The sequence below is a fragment of the Micrococcus sp. PSi08 genome, assembly GCF_054960655.1.
In genome coordinates this window covers 90,639-109,263 of the sequence record NZ_JBHNYP010000001.1, presented here as the reverse complement: position 1 = coordinate 109,263, position 18,625 = coordinate 90,639, and the positions used below count along the sequence as shown (strand labels likewise).

The following is an 18,625-nucleotide window of genomic DNA, read 5'->3' as shown; positions in this document are numbered from 1 at the left end:
CGTCGTCCTTGACCATGGAAGGGTCACGACGGGGCCGGTGGGGAACGAGAGGCATCGAGGTCAGACCCATGGCGTTGCGGCAGCTCAGTGTGCAGGAGAGGGCGGAGGCCCGGAGGAAGGCCCTCCAGGCCCGCCAGGCGCGGGCGGAGCTCAAGGCGGCCTTCGCCGCCGGTGAGGTCGGCCTGGCCGACATTTTCGCGCGCGCGGACGCCGACGACGCCGTCGCCCGTCTGCGGACCGTGGACCTGCTGCTGGCCCTGCCGGGCGTGGGCGAGGTCCGGGCCCGGGAGGCGATGGCGGGGTGCGGCATCTCGCCGCGGCGTCGGCTGGGCGGCCTGGGCCGTCGTCAGCGCGAGGCGCTGATCGCCTATATTGGCCGGTGACCCCCACATCCCGGCGGGTCGGCGCCGGCCCGGGTGACGGGTCTGCGAGGCCCGTCCCACCAGGAGGATGCGTGACCGACACGTTCGACCCCGGACCCGCCCCCGCCGTCCCGGTGGCCCGCACCGTCGTCCAGGAACGCCCCCCGGGCCCGGGCGTCACCGTCCTGGCCGGCCCCACCGCCGTCGGCAAGGGCACCGTGTCGGCCTATGTCCGCGAGCACTACCCCGAGGCCTGGCTGTCCGTCTCCGCCACCACCCGCCCGGCGCGCCCGGGCGAGGAGGACGGGGTGCACTACTACTTCACGACGCCGGAGGAGTTCGACTCCCTCGTCGAGGCGGACGAGATGCTGGAATGGGCCGTCGTGCACGGCGTCCACCGCTACGGCACGCGGCGCGACCGCGTGATGGAGGCCGTGGCGCAGGGCCGCCACGTCCTGCTGGAGATCGACCTGCAGGGAGCGCGCCAGGTCCGCCGTGCGCTGCCGGAGGCCACCTTCGTGTTCCTGGCGCCGCCGAGCTGGGAGGAACTCGTGTCCCGGCTGCTCGGCCGCGGCACCGAGAGCCCGGAGGAACAGCGCCGCCGGCTCGAAACGGCTAGACTGGAACTCGCCGCGGAACCCGAGTTCGACGCCGTCGTCGTGAACGACCGCGTGGAGCGGGCCGCCGAGGAACTGGTGAGACTCATGGGGCTGGACCCCGAGCGCCGTCCGACCGAGGCCTGAGGACCGGCCGCACCGACGCCGCACCCGGCGCCGACGTGACAGTGAGATGAAGACTTTGGAGACCCCGTGACCGAACAGTACGAAGGCATCGTCAACCCGCCCATCGACTCCCTGCTGGAGCGGGTCGACTCGAAGTACGCCCTGGTGCTCTTCGCCGCCAAGCGGGCCCGGCAGATCAACGCCTACTACTCGCAGCTGCACGAGGGGCTGTTCGAGTACGTCGGCCCGCTCGTGGACACCCAGCTGAACGAGAAGCCGCTGTCCATCGCCCTGCGCGAGATCGAGGCCGACCTGCTCGTGTCCCGCGAGGCCGTCGAGGCCACCCCGGAGGCCGACCTGGCCGCCGAGGACTTCGGCGACTTCTCCCTGCCGGGCGAGGACGACCCGTTCGCCACCCTCGAGTCGGCCGACGCCCACCAGCCGATGGGCGATCCCGCCGCCATCGAGGAGGCCGCCGAGACGGTGCGCGCCGAGGAGGGCACCTCCGAGGACGCCCCGGAGGCCTGAGCCCGTCATGGAGATCGTCCTCGGGGTCGGCGGCGGCATCGCGGCCTACAAGGCGGCGCTGCTGCTGCGCCTGATGACCGAGGCCGGCCACGGCGTGACCGTGGTGCCCACCGCCAACGCCCTCGAGTTCGTGGGCGCGGCGACGTGGGAGGCCCTCTCCGGTCGCCCGGTCCGCACGGACACGTTCGAGGCGGTCGACGAGGTGAACCACGTCCGGCTCGGCCGGCGTGCGGACCTCGTGGTGGTCGCGCCGGCCACCGCCGATCTGCTCGCGCGCACCGCCGCGGGGATGGCGCCCGACCTGCTGGGCAACGTGCTGCTCACCGCCACGTGCCCCGTCGTCCTGGCCCCCGCCATGCACACCGAGATGTGGCACCACCCCGCCACGGTCGCCAACGTCGCCCTCCTGCGCGAGCGCGGCGTCACGGTCGTGGACCCCGCCGTGGGCCGGCTCACCGGGGCCGACTCCGGCGCCGGGCGGCTGCCCGAGCCCGCCGAGATCTGGGAGCGTGCGCAGGCCGCCGCGGCCGCGGGCGCCCCGCGCCGTCCCCGGGCCTCCGGGTCCGACGCCGAGCCGACACCCGGCCCGCTGGCCGGTCGCACCGTGGTGATCACGGCCGGGGGCACCCGCGAGGCGCTGGACCCGGTCCGCTACCTGGGGAACCGCTCCTCCGGCAAGCAGGGGGCCGCCCTGGCGCGCGCCGCCCTCGAGGCCGGCGCCACCGTGCGGTTCGTCGCCGGGTCCATGTCCGTCCCGACGCCCGAGGGCGTCGAGCGCGTCGTGCCCGTGGAGTCCACGCAGGACCTGCTCGAGGCCGTGCTGGCGGAGGCCGCCGACGCCGACGTCCTCGTGATGGCGGCGGCCGTTGCGGACTTCCGACCGGCCGAGGTCTCCGACGCCAAGATGAAGAAGGGCGACGACGGCGGCGCGCCCGTCATCGTGCTCGAGCGCACCCCGGACGTGCTCGCCACGGCCGTGCGGACCCGCTCCGAGGGCGGGCCCATGGCCCCGCTCATCGTCGGCTTCGCCGCGGAGACCGGCGACGCGACGTCCTCCGTGCTCGAGTACGGCCGGGCCAAACTGGCGCGCAAGGGCTGCGAGATGCTCGTGGTCAACGAGGTCGGCACGGACAAGGTGTTCGGCCGGGACGAGACCGCCGTGACCATCCTGTTCGCCGACGGCCGCCCCGCCGTGGAGACCGTGGGCTCCAAGGACCAGGCGGCGGCCGCCGTCGTGCAGGCGATCGTGGATGACCTCGCCGGTCGCGACCCCGCCGGCGCGTCGGGCCGCTGACCTAGACTGTGCGGCATGACCGATGCCGCCTCGCTGAGCCCCGCCCGCCACGCCGACCCGTATTCGGGGGTGGGCGGCGGAGAGCTCCGCCTCTTCACCTCCGAGTCCGTCACGGCGGGCCACCCCGACAAGATCTGCGACCAGATCTCCGACGCCATCCTGGACGCGATCCTCGCCGCCGACCCGTCGGCGAAGGTGGCCGTGGAGACCCTGACCACCACCGGCCTGGTGCAGGTGGCCGGCGAGGTGAACACCTCGGCGTACGTGGAGATCCCCAAGATCGTGCGCGAGACCATCCTGGACATCGGCTACGACTCCTCGGCCAACGGCTTCGACGGCGCCCAGTGCGGCGTGAACATCTCCATCGGCCAGCAGTCCTCGGACATCTTCGCCGGCGTCTCCCGGTCCCTCGAGGCCCGCGAGTACGGCTCGGCGGACGAGGTGGACGAGCAGGGCGCGGGGGACCAGGGCATCATGTTCGGCTACGCCACGGACGAGACCCCGGCGTACATGCCCATGCCCATCTACCTCGCGCACCGGCTCTCCGAGCGGCTCACCGCGGTGCGCCGGGCGGAGAACACGCCCATGCCGTACCTGCTGCCGGACGGCAAGACGCAGGTCACCATCGGCTACGCGCCCGGCCACGTGCCCACCACGGTCGAGGCCGTGGTGGTCTCCACGCAGCATCACGAGTGGGTCACGCAGGAGCAGCTGCGGGCGGACGTGGAGGAGCACGTGATCCGGCCCGTCATCGAGCGCTCCGGCCTCGACACCTCCGGCATGCGGATCATCATCAACCCGGGCGGCAAGTTCGTCATCGGCGGCCCCGTGGGCGACGCCGGCCTCACCGGTCGCAAGATCATCGTGGACACCTACGGCGGCATGGCCCGGCACGGCGGCGGCGCCTTCTCCGGCAAGGACCCGTCCAAGGTGGACCGCTCCGCCGCCTACATGCTCCGCTGGGTCGCGAAGAACGTGGTGGCCGCCGGCCTCGCCTCGCGCGCCGAGTTCCAGGTGGCCTACGCGATCGGCTCGGCCCGGCCCGTGGGCCTGTACGTGGACACCTTCGGGACGGCCACGGTGCCGGAGGAGAAGATCATCGAGGCCGTGAACGCGGTGTTCGACCTGCGTCCGGCCGCCATCGTGAAGGAGCTGAACCTCCTGCGGCCCATCTACCGACGGACCGCCGCGAACGGCCACTTCGGCCGGGACGACGCCGACTTCACGTGGGAGCGCACGGACCGCGTCGAGCAGCTGCGCGCTGCCGCCGGCCTCTGATCCGGAGGCGGGCATCACGGACACGCTGTTCGCCCTCCCGGAGCCGGAGGACGCGCCCCGACTGCCGGAGCGGGCCGAGGGGTGGCCGGAGCGGCCGATCGCCCGCGTCCTGCTGGACTCGCCCGTGCCGCACCTGGACCGCGAGTTCGACTATCTCGTGCCCGTGGCCCTGGACGACCGGGCGGTCCCCGGCTCCCGCGTGTCCGTCCGCTTCGGCGGACGGGCCATGACGGGCTGGCTCGTCTCGCGGGAGCAGGAGCCGGCCACCGGCGCCCAGCTCACCGAGCTCACCGGCGTGCTCACCGCCATCCCGCCGCTGACGGAGGAGGTCCTGGCGACGGCTCGCGCGGTGGCCCGCCGCCAGGCCGGCGTCGTCACGGACGTGCTGCGGGCCGCGGTGCCCCCGCGCGTTGCGCAGGTCGAGAAGGCCGCCCTGGCGGAGGACGCGGAAACCGCCGCGGACCACCCTGTGACGCTGACCGGCACGGACGCCGAGCGCCCGGAGCCTCCCGCGGCGGAGGAGGGCCTCGTGCCCACGGTGTGGGAGTCCCTCGAGGGGGGCACCGCGTTCGTGTCCGCCGTGCTGGCCGGGGACGCCGCGCGGGCGGCCGCCGTCGTGCCCTCGCGCCTGTTCGAATGGGACGAGGCGGGCGCGCTGGCCGCTCTGGCGCGCACGGTGGCCGCCTCGGACGGCGGCGTCCTGCTGCTGGTGCCCGACCACCGCGACCTCGACCGGCTCTGCGCCGCCCTCGACGAGCACGTGGGGGAGGACGCCTACGCGCGGATCGGCTCCGAGGACGGCAACACGCCCCGGTACCGCGCCCACCTGGCCGCGCTGCGCGGCACCCGGCGCATCGTGGCCGGCACCCGGGCCGCCGTGTGGTCGCCCGTGCGCGACCTGAGGCTGGTGGTGCTCTGGGACGACGGCGACGACGCGTGGGCAGAACCCCGCGCGCCCTACTTCCACGCCCGAGAGGTCGTGTTGGAGCGGGCCCGCGCGACCGGCGCGGCGCTGCTCTTCGCCGGGCCCTCCCGGTCCGTCCCGGTGCAACGGCTCGTCGAGTCGGGCTGGCTGCTGCACCTGGGCCCCTCCCGCGCGACCCAGCGCGAGCTCGGGCCACGGGTCGTCTCCACCGCCGACGCCTGGGAGACGGCGCGCGACCCGTTCGCGCAGCGGGCGCGGCTGCCGCAGGCCGCCTGGGCCGCCGCCCGCGCCGCGCTGCTCGGGCCACGGCCGGGCCCGGTGCTCGTGCAGGTGGCCCGGGCCGGCTTCATCCCAGCCCTCGTGTGCGAACGGTGCCGCACGCCCGCCCGCTGCCGCGTCTGCGCGGGGCCGCTGGGCTTCCGCGACGCGCGGGCCGCCCGGCACGGGGAGGTGGCCTGCCGGTGGTGCGGCACCCGGGAGCGCGGCTTCCGGTGCACCGAGTGCGGCGGCACGACGCTGCGGGCCGGCGCCCGCGGCGTGGACCGCACGGCCGAGGAGCTGGGCCGGGCGTTCCCGCGCGTGCCCGTGCACGCCTCCTCGGCGCAGCACATGCTCGGCTCGGTGCCGCCCGGGCCCTCCCTGGTGGTGGCGACCGTGGGGGCCGAGCCGGCGACGCCCGACGGCTACGCGGCCGCCCTGCTGCTCGACGGGGACAGCCAGCTCCAGCGCGAGGGCCTCGACGTGCCGGGCCGCGTGCTCGCCCGCTGGCTCGCGGCCGCCTGCCTGGTCCGCCCCGCCTCCGACGGGGGCGTCGTGGTGGTCACCGCGGACGCGGGGGAGGCGGTGAACGCGCTCGTCCGACGGGACCCCGACGGCTTCGCCGCGCGCCAGGTCGCCGAGCGGCGCGAGCTGCACCTGCCTCCCGCCGGCCGCCTCGCAGAGGTCACGGGGGAGGCCGCCGCCGTCGCGGAGTACCTCGAGCTCGTGGAGGCCGCCCGCCGGGAACGGCCGGACGAGGACGTCCACGAGGATCCGCACTCGGCCCCGCTCGATGGCGGCCCGGCGCGGCTGCCCTGGATTGGGCCGGTGCCGGACCCCGCCGACGAGACCCGCTCCCGCGCCCTGCTGATCTTCCCCTACGCGGCGGCCGAGGCCACCGTCGGCGCCCTGCGCGCCGCCCGGTCCGCAGCGAGCGCTCGGCGGGAGACCGCCCCGGTGCGGGTGCGGCTCGACCCGGCCGGGGTGCTCTGAGGGGCCCGTCAGCGGCCGGCGCGGCGGAGCCAGTCGCGGATCAACGCCGCACAGGCGGCCGGCCGCTCGTAGTGCAGCAGATGCCCGACGCCGTCGAGGACGTGCAGCTCCGCCGTGCCGCCCGCGTCGTCGATCGCCGCGGCGAGCGCCTCCTGTGCCGGCACCGAGCCCAGCGGATCCTCCCGCCCCGCGACCAGCAGCACCGGCAGGCTGAGGCGGGCGGCGACGTCGGCCACGGAGCCCGTGCTCGAGGCGCGGTACGCCTCGGAGAGCATGCGTGCGGAGGCGAAGTCCGAGAAGTGGCGCCGGTGCTGGTCATGGGTGTACGCGAGGACATCCCTGTCCCTGGTGCGGGTCATGGCGAGCGTGGTCACCCACACGACCGGCGGCGCGCCCAGCAGCAGCCGCGCCGGGCGCTCGGGCAGGCGGGCGGCGACCTCGTAGTACCCCTCGGCGACGGCCGCCAGCACCCGACTCGACACGGACGCGGACGCGTGCAGCGCGGGTTCGGCGATGGGGTTGAGCAGGGCCAGCCGTCCCCACCGGGACGGGTCCCGGGCGACCAGCTCGGCCGCCACGGTCGTCCCGTAGGAGTGTGCGACCAGCACGGGGGCGGCCGGCAGACCCAGGGCGGTGACGACGGCGGCCACCGCGTCCGCGTGATGGGCGACGGTGTGCTCCGCGTGAGGGAAGGGCTCCGAGGCCCCGAAGCCGGGCAGCTCGATCGAGTGGATCGGATGCTCCGGGAGCGCGTCGGCCAGCAGGGCGAGGCCGTGGTGGTCCCCGCGGAAGCCGTGCACGAACACCAGCGGGGCAGCGGCCGTGTCTCCCTCGGGTGCGCCGGGCGAACCCGGTGCGGCCTCCGGAACGGGGGCGTACTCCCACACGGCCACGGACGACGGGGTCCCGCTGACGGGGTCCGGAACGGCCAGGGTGCGCCGGCGGGGCGTCCGGGCCGGGTGGCCCGTGAGCGCGCGGGGATCGGCGGGCGCCGCGGGCGGGCGCAGCAGATCGCGCAGGCGGACGGGCGGGCCCGGGGCGGCGGACGGCGTCGGGACAGGCACGTCCCCACCCTAGCCAGGCCTTCGACCGCCGACGCCGTGGCGCCTCGTCTCCGCTGGACGCGGGGACGGGGTCCGCCGAGATGCTCGGCCTGATCGCGACCGCGGCGTGCCAGCGGGAGGGCGGCCTTGGGGTGGGCCTGAGGCCACGCTGCCCGGAACCCGGCGACGCCTGGTCCTGGCCACGATGGCGCGCGCGTGCCTACCGTACTCCGGCCCGTCCTCGGTCCCGGGGCCCGCACGGGCGCACCCCGTCCCCCACGAAAGGCCCATGCGTGCAGCACCCCGTCGCGCTCAGATCCCTGAAGATCGCCCTCGCCTTCGTCGGCCTGCTCGTCGGCGCCGGCTTCGCCACCGGCGCCGAAGTCATCCAGTACTTCGTGGGCTTCGGCTGGATCGGCGTCGTGGGCGCGGGACTGGCCGGCCTGCTCGTCACCGCCGGCGGCGCCGTCATCCTCCAGCTGGGCAGCGTGTTCCTCGCGGCCGACCACAAGGTCGTCTTCCGCAGCGTCTCGCACCCCGTGATGGCCCGGATCCTGGACGTCGTGGTGACGGTGACGCTCTTCGCGATCGGCGTCGTCATGCTCGCCGGGGCGGGCTCGACGCTCGCCCAGCAGTTCGGCTGGCCGACGTGGGCGGGCTCCACCCTGATGACCCTGCTCGTGCTCGTGACGGGCATGCTGGACGTGGAGAAGGTCTCCGCGATCATCTCCCTGATCACGCCCCTGGTGGTCGTCGCGGTCGTGGCCGGGTTCGTCCACGTCCTGGTCACCCGCGACGGCGGCTTCACCGCCCACGAGTCCCTCGCCGTCCAGGCCACCACGCCGGTGGACCCGTGGTGGCTGTCCTCGGTCAACTACTTCGGCCTCGTCGTCGTGATGGCCGTGTCCATGTGCCTCGTGATCGGCGGGTCCATCACCCACCCCCGGGAGGCGTTCCTCGGCGGCCTCACCGGTGGCCTGATGTACACCGCCCTGCTCCTGATGGCCTCCACGCTGCTCTACCTCGGCTACGCCGAGATCGGCCGCGCCGACGTCCCCATGCTGCGGCTGTTCGCCTCGATCGCGCCCTGGCTGGGCTGGGCGATGGTCGTGGTGATCTACCTGATGATCTTCAACACCGCGATCGGCATGTTCTACGCGCTGGGACGCCGCCTCACGGCCGACCGCCCGGGCCGCTACCGGCCCGTGTTCGCCGGCGTCACGCTGCTGGCCTTCGCGGTGAGCTTCGTCGGCTTCGGCGACCTGATGAACGTCGTCTACCCGGCGCTGGGCCACCTGGGGATCGTGCTCGCGCTCGTGCTCCTCGTCTGGTGGCTCACCCACCGCCGGCAGATCTCCGCCGAGTCGGGGCTGCGTCTGCGCCTGCTCGCGCTGCTCCGCCTGCGTGAGCATCCGGAGAAGACCTTCACGGCCCAGCACGCAGTGCAGCTGCAGGAGGCGGTCGGGGACTCCGTGGCGGCCCCGGACGCGGTGACGGAGGCCCTCGAGGACGAGGTCGCCCAGGTGCTCGAGGAGGACGACGCGCTCACCTCCGGAGGGGCGCGCCCCGGTCCCGACGCCGGGCCCGAGCGTCCGGCAGGCGGCAGCCACTCCGCCTGAAACCGCGTGCCCGGCCGGGCACGGCGTCTCGGAGCGGCCCTGCGGCCGGGCCGGGGCGCCGTCGCCGTAGGATGGGGTGGCCGGCCGTGCCGCCGGCCCCGTCCGCGCCGCCCGAGGGCCGGCGCCCCATCCCGACTGCGTGAGGACTCGAACCGCCGTGAGCCAGACCCCCGACAGCGCCGTGCCGGCCACCCCCAGCATCCCCGCCGACGCGGAGTACTCGTTCCGTGACGTGGAGGCCCGCTGGGCCGGGTACTGGGAGCAGGCCGGGACGTTCGCCCCGCGCGAGGACGGCTCCGAGACCCGCACCGTGGTCGACATGTTCCCGTACCCGTCGGGCGACCTGCACATGGGGCACGCCGAGGCGTTCGCGATGGGCGACGTCGTCGCGCGCCACTGGATGCAGCGCGGCTTCGACGTGCTGCACCCCATCGGCTGGGACTCCTTCGGCCTGCCGGCCGAGAACGCCGCCATCAAGCGCGACGCCCACCCGGCCGAGTGGACCTACGCGAACATCGAGACGCAGAAGCGCTCCTTCCAGCGGTACGGCATCGCCGTGGACTGGTCCCGTGAGCTGCACACCTCGGACCCCGAGTACTACCGGTGGACCCAGTGGCTGTTCCAGCAGCTGTACCGCAAGGGCCTGGCGTACCGGAAGGACTCCCCGGTCAACTGGTGCCCCCAGGACCAGACGGTGCTCGCCAACGAGCAGGTCGTGGACGGCCGCTGCGAGCGCTGCGGAACCGAGGTCACCAAGCGGACCCTGAACCAGTGGTACTTCCGCATCACCGAGTACGCGGACGCGCTGCTGGACGACATGGACCAGCTCACCGGCCACTGGCCCGAGCGCGTGCTCGCCATGCAGCGCAACTGGATCGGCCGCTCCGAGGGCGCCCACGTCGACTTCCAGGTCGAGGACGGCCCCGTCGTCACGGTCTTCACCACCCGGCCGGACACGCTGCACGGCGCGACCTTCATGGTGGTCGCCGCCGACGCGCCGCTGGCCGCCGAGCTCGCCGGCGACGACGTGCGGGCCGAACTCGAGGCGTACCGGGAGGACCTGAAGAAGGTCTCGGACATCGACCGCCAGGCCACGGACCGCCCGAAGAGCGGCGTGTTCCTGGGCCGCCACGCCGTGAACCCGCTGACCGGTGAGCGCCTGCCGATCTGGGCCTCGGACTACGTGCTGGCCGACTACGGCACGGGCGCCATCATGGCCGTGCCGGCCCACGACCAGCGCGACCTCGACTTCGCCCGCGCCATGGGGCTGCCCGTGCGCGCCGTGCTGGACACCGGCGAGGAGGACCCGGCCGTCTCCGGCGTCGCGACGACCGGCGAGGGCATCCTGGTGAACTCCGGGGAGCTCGACGGCCTGGACAAGACCGCGGCCATCGCGCGGGCCATCGAGATCGTGCAGGAGCGCGGCACCGGCCGGGGCACCACCACGTACCGCCTGCGCGACTGGCTGCTCTCCCGTCAGCGCTTCTGGGGCACCCCGATCCCCGTGGTCCACTGCCCGGACTGCGGCGAGGTGCTCGTGCCGGAGGACCAGCTGCCGGTCACCCTGCCGACCGACCTCAAGGGCGAGCAGCTCGCCCCCAAGGGCCAGTCGCCCCTGGCCGCGGCGACGTCGTGGGTCGAGGTGGACTGCCCGCAGTGCGGCGGCCCCGCGCGACGGGACACCGACACCATGGACACGTTCGTGGACTCGTCCTGGTACATGCTCCGCTACGCGTCCCCGAACGACGACGCCCGCGTTTTCGACCCCGACGCCCTGCGCCGCTGGCTGCCCGTGGACCAGTACGTGGGCGGCGTGGAGCACGCGATCCTGCACCTGCTGTACGCCCGCTTCTTCACCAAGGCCCTGCACGACCTCGGCCTGGTGCCCTTCACCGAGCCGTTCCGCGCCCTGCTCAACCAGGGCCAGGTGCTCAACGGCGGCAAGGCCATGTCCAAGTCGCTGGGCAACGGCGTGGACCTGGGCGACCAGCTGGACGAGTTCGGCGTCGACGCCGTGCGCCTGACCATGGTGTTCGCCTCGCCGCCCGAGGACGACGTGGACTGGGCCGACGTCGCCCCGGGCGCCGCCGGCAAGTTCCTGGCCCGCGCGTGGCGCCTGGCCCGCGACGTCCGCGCGACGGGCGCCCCGGCCGGCACGGACCCGGCGGGCGGGGCCGTGACCCTGCGCCGGGTGACCCACCGGACCGTGCACGAGGCCCAGCAGCTGCTGGACGACGGCAAGTTCAACGTGGTCGTCGCCAAGACGATGGAGCTGGTCAACGCGGCCCGCAAGGAGATCGACGCCGGCGCCGGCGCGGCCGACCCCGCCGTCCGCGAGGCCGCCGAGGCCGTGGCCGTGCTGCTCTCGCTCGTGGCGCCGTACACGGCCGAGGACATGTGGGTGCTGCTCGGCCACGAGCCCTCCGTGGTCCGCGCCGGCTGGCCCGCGGTGGACGAGGCGCTGCTGGTCGAGGACACCGTCACGGCGGTCGTCCAGGTCAAGGGCAAGGTCCGCGACACCCTCGAGGTGCCCGCGGACATCACCGCCGAGGATCTCGAGGCGCGCGCCCGCGCGTCGCAGAAGGTGCGGAACTTCATCGGGGACGCCGAGATCGTCAAGGTGATCGTGCGCGAGCCCAAGCTCGTGAACCTGGTGATCCGCTGACCGCGTGAGACCGTCCCCGACCGGGCCGGGGGAGAGGAGGCAGGCCGTGGCGAGCATCGAGCAGTGGCGCGACGATGCGCTCGTCCGCCTGCGCTCCCGCCGCTCCCAGCTGGCCGGGCGGGCACGCTACGGGCTGCGCCCGCCCCGCCGGGACCGCACGGCCGTCGTCACGGACTCGGCCGCGGCCCTGCCCGGCGCCGTCCTCGGACACGGTCTGGCCGCGGGGATCCGCCAGGTGGCGCTGCCCGTCATGGTGGGCGAGCAGATCCACACGGAGGGCACGGACGAGCTCGCGCTGGAGCTGCCGCTGGCCCTGGCCGCCGGCACCCCGGTGCGCACCTCACGGCCCTCGCCGGGCGCGTTCCGGACGGCCTACGCCGAGCTGGCCCGCGCCGGCTACGCACGCATCCTCTCCGTCCACCTGTCCGGCGAGCTCTCCGGCACCGTGGAGGCCGCGCGCCTGGCCGCCGCGGAGGCCGAGCGCCCGGTGACCGTGGTGGACTCGCGCACCGTGGGCTTCGCGCTGGGCATGGCCGTGGTGGACGCCGCCGTGGACGCGGGGGTGGGCATGCCCGTGGCCCGCATCCGCGAGCGGCTCGAGGCCACCGTGGACTCCAGCCACGTGCTGTTCACGGTGCCCAGCCTCGAGCAGCTGCGCCGGGGCGGGCGGATCAGCGGGCTGGCCTCGCTGCTGGGCACGCTGCTGCAGGTGCGCCCCGTCATGGCCGTCGACGACGGCGCGATCGGCCTGGTCGACCGCCCGCGGTCCGCGGCCCGGGCCGTCGACCGGCTCGTGGAGCTCGCGACCGAGCGGGCCGGCGAGGACCCGGTGCGGATCGCCGTGCACGAGTACGGCGACCCCGAGACGGCCGTGCAGCTCGCGGAGCGGCTCCAGCCGGTCTCCACCACCCCCGTGCCCGTCGTCGAGCTGCCCGCCGTGCTCGCCGCGCACCTGGGCCTGGGCGCCCTGGGTGTGGTGATCTGCCCGCTGGAATCGCCCACGGGGGGCTCGGGGGACTGAGGCCGCCCGTGCGGGAGCGCCGAGGAGACGGGCGCGTCCGTTCCTGCACACCACCCTGGACCGCGGAGGTCATCCCCAGGTCGGGTGCGGGACGCGCCCGACTCGGCGACGGGGCCGCAGACTGCCCGCATGAGCCCCAGCCACCGCCTCTGCGACGATCCGCCCGCCTTCGCCCCGGACCCCGCGCCCGCGGCCGCCCCCGACGTCGACACAGCCGGCCCGCACGCCGCGTCCCGGTGGGAGCGCACCCCACCTCGGGGCCCGGTGCTGCGGTGGCGGCCGGCCCTGCTGGCCGTCACCGTGCTGCTCGTCGCCGCCACGGCCTGGTGGGCGGTGGCCTGGCTGACCACCCCGGCGCCGCCCGCGGCCATCCCGGCGGCCGCGGCCGGTGCAGGCATCCCGCAGACCGACGCGCCCTCCACCGCCCCGTCGGCGGCGGGCACCGACGCGCGGACGTCCGAGGCGGGGCCGTCGGGGGAGGCGTCCGGCCCCGCCGGGTCCGGCCCGCTGCGGGTGCACGTGGTGGGCGAGGTCGCCCGGCCGGGAGTGGTCAGCCTCGCGCCGGGCTCCCGGGTGGCCGACGCCGTGGGCGCCGCCGGCGGCCCGACCCGGCACGCCCGGGCGGAGCGCATCAACCTCGCGGCCCCGTTGGACGACGGCCAACAGGTCCTCGTCCCCTCCGCCCGCACACCGCAGGACGCCCTGGACCGGGTGGCCGGGGCCGCGCAGGCGCAGCCCACGCCGACCACGGGCAGGGCCGGTGGCGGAGGCGAGCCGGGCGGCGCCGAGTCCGGCGACACCGTGGACCTGAACACCGCCGACGCCACGGAGCTGCAGACCCTGCCCGGCGTCGGCCCCGCCACGGCGGAGAAGATCATCGCCCACCGCGAGACGGTCGGCCCGTTCACCGGCCTGCAGGACCTGGACGCGGTGCCCGGCATCGGCCCGGCCACGCTCGACCGGCTGCGTGACCACGTCTCGTGGTGAGCCCGGCCCCGGGCCCGCCCAGCGATCCCGTGGACCGCCGCGCCCGCCACCGCGAGGTGCCCGGCCCGCTCGAGGCCCGGTGGGTGCCCGCCCTGCTCGTCTGCCTGACCCTCGGGATCCTCGGCGTCGCCTGGGACGCCCCGGCCCGCTCGGCGGCGGCCCTCACCGGGCTGGCCGTCGCCGCGACCACTGTCCTGGGCGCCGCCCGCTCGACCGGTCGGATACGGGGCGTGGCCACCGCGACGACGCTGGCCGGCGTGGCCGCGGCCCTGATGCTGCAGCACTCGGCCGGGCCCGCCGCCGCGGCCAGCGCCAGCGGCTGGACCGGCGCGGTGCACGCCGGCTCACCGCTGCGGCTCGAGCTGACCCTGGACGGGCCCGCCACCCGGAGCGAGGCGACCTTCGGCCCACGCTGGAGCGTGCCCGTGCGGGTCGAGACGTTCGGTCATCCGCCGCGGGCCCCCGAGGCGGCCGTGACGGCCCGACTCACGGGCGGGGGCGCACCGCCCGCGACGATCGCCGCGCCGTTGGACGGGACGGCGGCCCCCGGCGGCGGGCCGGGATCGCGGGTGTGCGTGGTGGCCCGGCCGTCGAGGTCCGGCTCCACCGTGTTCCTGGCCGCCGCGGCCGCCCCGCAGCCGGGACCCTGCCCCGGCGGGACGCAGACGGCAGGCGGGGCCACCGGCGGTGACCCGGGCCCCCCGCGGCGGGAGGCGCTGCGCGCCGCGTTCCGTCAGTCTGCGGAGGGCACGGTCGGCGCTGCGCCGGAACTCATCCCGGGGCTGGTGCTGGGCGACCGCTCCGCCCAGGGGGCCGCCCTCGACGACGCCATGAAGGCCTCGGGCCTGTCGCACCTGTCTGCCGTGTCCGGGGCCAACGTGGCCATGATCCTCGGCGCGGTCGCGATCACCCTGCGCAGCGCGCGGGTGCACCGGGCGGTGGTCCTCAGCGCCGGGCTGGCGGTCCTCGGGGTGTTCGTGGTCGTCGTGGGGCCGGAGCCGTCCGTGCTCCGGGCGGCCGTGATGGGCGCCCTCGGAGCGCTCGCGGTGTTCTTCGGCCGCGCGCGGCAGGCGTTCGGACTCCTGACGGTGGGCGGCACGGCCCTGCTCGTCGCGGTGCCGGCCCTCGCCGTGGAACCGGCCTTCCACCTCTCCCTGGCCGCGACCGCGGGCATCGTCCTGGCCGGCGCGCCCCTCGACCGTGCGCTGCACGCCGGGCTCGGCCGGATGCTGCCCGACGTCGTAGCGCGGTGGCTCTCGGCGTCGCTCGCGGTGACCGTGGCCGCCCACCTGGCCTGCCAGCCGATCATCCTGGCCATGACCGGTGAGGTGTCGGCCTACGCGGTGCCGGCCAATCTGCTGGCCGCCCCGGCCGTGCCGCCCGTGACCGTCCTGGGCACCCTCGCCGCGGCCCTCGCCCTGCCCGCGCCGGGGATCGCGGCCGCCCTCGTGGCCGTGATCCAGTGGCCCGCGGCCTGGATCGGGTGGGTCGCCCACACCAGCGCCTCCCTGCCCGGGGCGCTGCGTCCGTGGCCGGCCGGAGCCCTCGGCGCCGGGCTGGGCGTCCTGCTGGTGGCCGCGACGCTCCTCGGGTTCGCCGCCGTGCTCCTGCTCGAACGACGCCGGACCGCCCCTGTCCGGCGTGTCGGCCGCAGCGCGCCGCGGACCCGCGAGCGCCTCCCCGCCCTGGTCGTGCTCGCCGCCGCCCTGGCCGCGGCCACCACGGGGGCGGTCGGGGCGGTCCTCGTGCCGCGGTCCTCGGGCTCGGCCCCGCCGGACTGGGCGGTGGCGTTCTGCGACGTCGGCCAGGGGGACATGGCCGTGTTCCGGTCCGGCCCGCGCGCGGGGGTCGTCGTCGACGTCGGGCCCGAGCCGGGGCTCGCACGTCGCTGCCTCGACGACCTCGACGTAGACCGGGTGGACGCCGTGCTGCTCACCCACCTGCACGCCGACCACGCCGGGGGACTGGCCGGCGTGGTCGACCGCGCCTCCCGCGGGGCGGTGCACTACGCGACCCGGGACGCACCGGCGCAGGGCCGGGAAGGGCGCGGAGGCGAGGCGGACGGCGTCGACCCGCTCGCCGACGCGGCACGGCTCCGCACCGGCGCGACGGGCACGGCCGGGCCGGTGCGGTGGCACGTGCTGCTCGCCGACGCGCGGGCCCCCGAGGAGAACGACGCCTCCGCCCAGGTGCTGGTCACCGTCGAGAGCGGGGCCGGTCCGGTCACGACGCTGGTCACCGGCGACATGGAGGAGGACGCCTCCGCGGCGTGGGTCGCGGGGCGCCGGTCCGATGCCGCCGCACCGCCGCGCGTGGACGTGCTCAAGGTCGCCCACCACGGGGCCCGCAACGGTGGGACGGCCGTGCCGCGCGCGGCCGGCGCCCGCCTGCACGTGGTCTCCGTGGGCGCCGACAACCCGTACGGCCACCCCCACCGGGCCACGGTGGACGCGCTCGGCCGCCTCGGGCCGGTGGCCCGCACGGACCTGCACGGCACGCTGGCCCTCACGGCCGCGGACGGCCCCGACCCCGACGGCGCGCCCGAGATCGCGGTCCACACCGTCCGCCCGCCCTCGAGCGTCCGCACCGGACCTTAGGATGGGACGCATGTCCGCCGCCCGCAGCCCCCGTTCCGGCCGAGCCGGCCGCACCGACCCGCTGGCCTGGCGGAGGGCCGAGCCCGCCCCGCTCATGCTCCTCAAGGGGCCCGAGGACCATGCCGCCCGCTGGGTGACGGACCGCGTGACCCAGGCTCTGCGCGAGCGTCACGGTCAGCTGGAGATCCACCGGCTCCGCGCGGGGGAGTACCAGCCCGGCCAGCTGGCCACCGCGGCCAGCCCGTCCCTCTTCGCCGAGCCCACCCTCATCACGGTCGAGGGCCTCGAGGCCATGAACGATGCGTTCCTCGAGGACGCCCTGCGCCTCGTCCAGCAGGGCCCCGGCGCGGACGACGTCACGCTCGTGCTGCGTCACACCGGCGGCACCCGCGGCAAGAGGCTGCTGGATGCCGTCGCGAAGGCCGGCACGGTGGTCGAATGCGTGCCGCTGAAGAAGGACGAGGAGCGGCTGGCCTTCGTGCAGGCCGAGTTCCGCGACCGGCGTCGGCGCATCGACGAGGAGGCGGCCCGCGCGCTCATCCGCGCCACCGGCGCCTCGCTCACGGAGCTCGCGGCCGCGTGCGCCCAGCTCGTCGACGACACCGAGGGCGTCGTCAGCGTCGAGACCGTGGACACGTACTACAGCGGCCGCGTGGAGGCCACGAGCTTCGCGGTGGCCGACGCGGCGCTCGAGGGGCAGGCGGCGAGGGCCGTCTCCCTCGTGCGGCACGCGATGGCCACCGGCGTCCACCCGGTGATGATCACCGCGGCACTCGCGCTCAAGGCGCGGCAGGTGGCGCGGATGATCGACGCCCGCCGGCCCGCCGCCGAGCTGCCGTCCCTGCTCGGGGTGGCCCCGTTCCAGGTGCGCTACATCCAGCAGGCGGCGCGGCACTGGACGGCGGCCGGCATCGCGCAGGCCGTGGAGTGGATCGCCCAGGCCGATGCCGAGGCCAAGGGCGCCTCCCGCAACCCGGAGTTCGCCGTCGAGCGCGCGGTCATCCGCGTGGCCACCGCCGTCAGCCGCTGACGGCGCCGCCGGACGGCATCCCTCGGGGGCAGCCCGGACACGACGCGGCCCCCGCACCGATCGCTCGGGGCGGGGGCCGCGGTCACAGCCGGGGGGCGTGGATCAGCCGAGGAGGGCCTTCACGCGGGCGGCGATGCCGGACTTGCGGTTCGCGGCCTGGTTCTTGTGGATGACGCCCTTCGAGGCGGCCTTGTCCAGCTTGCGGGAGGCGGTGCGCAGCGCGGCGGCGGCGGCCTCGGGCTCGCCGGCGGCGACGGCCTTGTCCACGGCGCGGATGGCGGTCTTCAGCTCGGACTTCACCGCGACGTTGCGCTGGCGCGCCTTCTCGTTGGTGAGGATGCGCTTCTTCTGGGACTTGATGTTAGCCAAATCGGGTCCTTCGTCGTCGGCGGCGCGGACGAGGGTCCGGGCGCCGCATGAACAGGGGGTCGTGGAGGGTGCCCGGATCCGTGGACTGAGCGGCGTGGGGAACACCGATGATGACCCGTTCCGGGGGTGCCCGTCGACCGGCGGACACAATGCGGACGATCCTACCACCCAGACCCTGCGATCCGCGCGGCGGACTCAGCGCCCCCGCCGCCGGGCGCGGGCCAGCGCGGCCGTGACCCGGTCGAAGGCCGCCCGGTCCAGGACGCCGCCCTCCCGGCGCACCGCGGCCGGATCCACGCGGACCACCCGGTCCAGCTTCGCCTCCGAGGCGCGGCCGGACCGGTCCCAGGCGCCCGCGCCCACGTCCACGTAGTCCTCGTCCCGGGCCAGGGCGTTGTTCCGGTCCCGGCTGGTCAGCATGAGCCCGAGCAGGTGCGCCCCGTCCCGGCCGATCAGGAGCACGGGGCGGTCCTTGCCCCGGCCGTCCATCTCCTCGTACGGCACCCAGGTCCACACGACCTCGCCCGGCCCGGCCGTCGGCCCGGGCACGGGCGCGTACTCGACGCGGACGGTCCCGGTGAAGTCCGGCAGGGACGCGTGGCGGCCGGCGTCCTGTCGCCCGGGCCGGCGCTCCTGCCCGGGCCCGGGCATCGGCCACGAGTCGGTGGGCTCCGTGGGGTCCCACGCGGGCCCGGGAGGCCCGGGCGGGCCCGGGAAGGGCGACGGGCCGCTCCGGTCGCCGGCCCGTCGACCGGCCTCGGAGGCGGCTCGACGCGGCCGGGCGTCGTCGCGGAGGGCGCCGATCAGGCGTGCCGTCCGGCGGCCGAGGGACAGGGCGCGATGCAGGTCGAAGGCCATGGGCGTGAATCTAGTGGACGCGCGGGCCCGGCGTCCGGGTCGGGTCGGCGGCGGGACATGACAGACTAGGCGGTCA

At 75.9% G+C, this 18,625-nt stretch carries 15 protein-coding genes; 12 read left to right on the top strand and 3 right to left on the bottom strand.

Going from position 1 to position 18,625, the window contains the following annotated elements:
• The first annotated feature begins 68 nt into the window (after positions 1 to 68).
• The 6 genes from mihF to ACFI33_RS00465 all read left to right on the top strand — a co-directional run bounded on the left by mihF (position 69) and on the right by ACFI33_RS00465 (position 6,360).
• Positions 69 to 383: an integration host factor, actinobacterial type gene (gene mihF, locus ACFI33_RS00490; RefSeq protein WP_010078601.1), complete on the top strand. Its 315-nt coding sequence runs from the start codon at positions 69 to 71 to the stop codon at positions 381 to 383.
• Between the two features lie 71 nt (positions 384 to 454).
• Entirely contained in the window at positions 455 to 1,105 is a 651-nt protein-coding gene (gene gmk / locus ACFI33_RS00485; protein ID WP_078025473.1) for a guanylate kinase, read from the top strand.
• Positions 1,106 to 1,171: 66 nt separating this feature from the next.
• A complete protein-coding gene (rpoZ, locus tag ACFI33_RS00480; protein WP_010078603.1) occupies positions 1,172 to 1,612 on the top strand; it encodes a DNA-directed RNA polymerase subunit omega in 441 nt (146 codons plus the stop codon).
• A 7-nt stretch (positions 1,613 to 1,619) separates the two neighbouring features.
• Entirely contained in the window at positions 1,620 to 2,906 is a 1,287-nt protein-coding gene (coaBC, locus tag ACFI33_RS00475; RefSeq protein WP_044659810.1) for a bifunctional phosphopantothenoylcysteine decarboxylase/phosphopantothenate--cysteine ligase CoaBC, read from the top strand.
• Between the two features lie 15 nt (positions 2,907 to 2,921).
• Entirely contained in the window at positions 2,922 to 4,184 is a 1,263-nt protein-coding gene (gene metK / locus ACFI33_RS00470; protein WP_010078605.1) for a methionine adenosyltransferase, read from the top strand.
• A 13-nt stretch (positions 4,185 to 4,197) separates the two neighbouring features.
• Complete coding sequence (locus ACFI33_RS00465; protein WP_309225964.1) at positions 4,198 to 6,360, top strand: primosomal protein N' family DNA-binding protein; 2,163 nt, start codon at positions 4,198 to 4,200, stop codon at positions 6,358 to 6,360.
• An 8-nt stretch (positions 6,361 to 6,368) separates the two neighbouring features.
• On the opposite strand, the gene ACFI33_RS00460 is transcribed toward ACFI33_RS00465, so the two are convergent.
• Positions 6,369 to 7,424, bottom strand: coding sequence for an alpha/beta fold hydrolase (locus ACFI33_RS00460; RefSeq protein ID WP_251679510.1), 1,056 nt, complete (start codon positions 7,422 to 7,424; stop codon positions 6,369 to 6,371).
• Positions 7,425 to 7,696: 272 nt separating this feature from the next.
• Here ACFI33_RS00460 and ACFI33_RS00455 point away from each other — a divergent pair, with 272 nt between their 5' ends.
• The 6 genes from ACFI33_RS00455 (at position 7,697) to holA (ending at position 17,322) form a co-directional block, all read left to right on the top strand.
• Complete coding sequence (locus tag ACFI33_RS00455) at positions 7,697 to 9,022, top strand: YkvI family membrane protein (protein WP_036336588.1); 1,326 nt, start codon at positions 7,697 to 7,699, stop codon at positions 9,020 to 9,022.
• 157 nt (positions 9,023 to 9,179) lie between these two features.
• Positions 9,180 to 11,687 carry a leucine--tRNA ligase gene (leuS, locus tag ACFI33_RS00450; RefSeq protein WP_144826324.1) on the top strand — a complete coding sequence of 836 codons (2,508 nt, stop codon included), beginning with the start codon at positions 9,180 to 9,182 and terminating at the stop codon, positions 11,685 to 11,687.
• Positions 11,688 to 11,733: 46 nt separating this feature from the next.
• Complete coding sequence (locus ACFI33_RS00445) at positions 11,734 to 12,708, top strand: DegV family protein (protein WP_036313753.1); 975 nt, start codon at positions 11,734 to 11,736, stop codon at positions 12,706 to 12,708.
• A gap of 129 nt (positions 12,709 to 12,837) precedes the next feature.
• Positions 12,838 to 13,695 carry a ComEA family DNA-binding protein gene (locus tag ACFI33_RS00440; protein ID WP_036313756.1) on the top strand — a complete coding sequence of 286 codons (858 nt, stop codon included), beginning with the start codon at positions 12,838 to 12,840 and terminating at the stop codon, positions 13,693 to 13,695.
• Positions 13,692 to 16,292 (top strand): ComEC/Rec2 family competence protein, encoded by a 2,601-nt coding sequence (locus tag ACFI33_RS00435; RefSeq protein WP_462623640.1) that lies wholly within the window; start codon positions 13,692 to 13,694, stop codon positions 16,290 to 16,292. Before ACFI33_RS00440 ends, ACFI33_RS00435 begins: the two co-directional genes overlap by 4 nt.
• Positions 16,293 to 16,302: 10 nt before the next feature.
• Positions 16,303 to 17,322 (top strand): DNA polymerase III subunit delta, encoded by a 1,020-nt coding sequence (gene holA / locus ACFI33_RS00430; protein ID WP_036336580.1) that lies wholly within the window; start codon positions 16,303 to 16,305, stop codon positions 17,320 to 17,322.
• Between the two features lie 102 nt (positions 17,323 to 17,424).
• Here the strand turns inward: holA and rpsT are convergent, their stop codons facing one another.
• On the bottom strand, positions 17,425 to 17,691 hold the full coding sequence (gene rpsT, locus ACFI33_RS00425) for a 30S ribosomal protein S20 (RefSeq protein WP_036336578.1): 267 nt from the start codon (positions 17,689 to 17,691) through the stop codon (positions 17,425 to 17,427).
• 195 nt (positions 17,692 to 17,886) lie between these two features.
• Complete coding sequence (locus tag ACFI33_RS00420) at positions 17,887 to 18,549, bottom strand: type II toxin-antitoxin system PemK/MazF family toxin (protein ID WP_101966031.1); 663 nt, start codon at positions 18,547 to 18,549, stop codon at positions 17,887 to 17,889.
• Between the last annotated feature and the right edge of the window lie 76 nt (positions 18,550 to 18,625).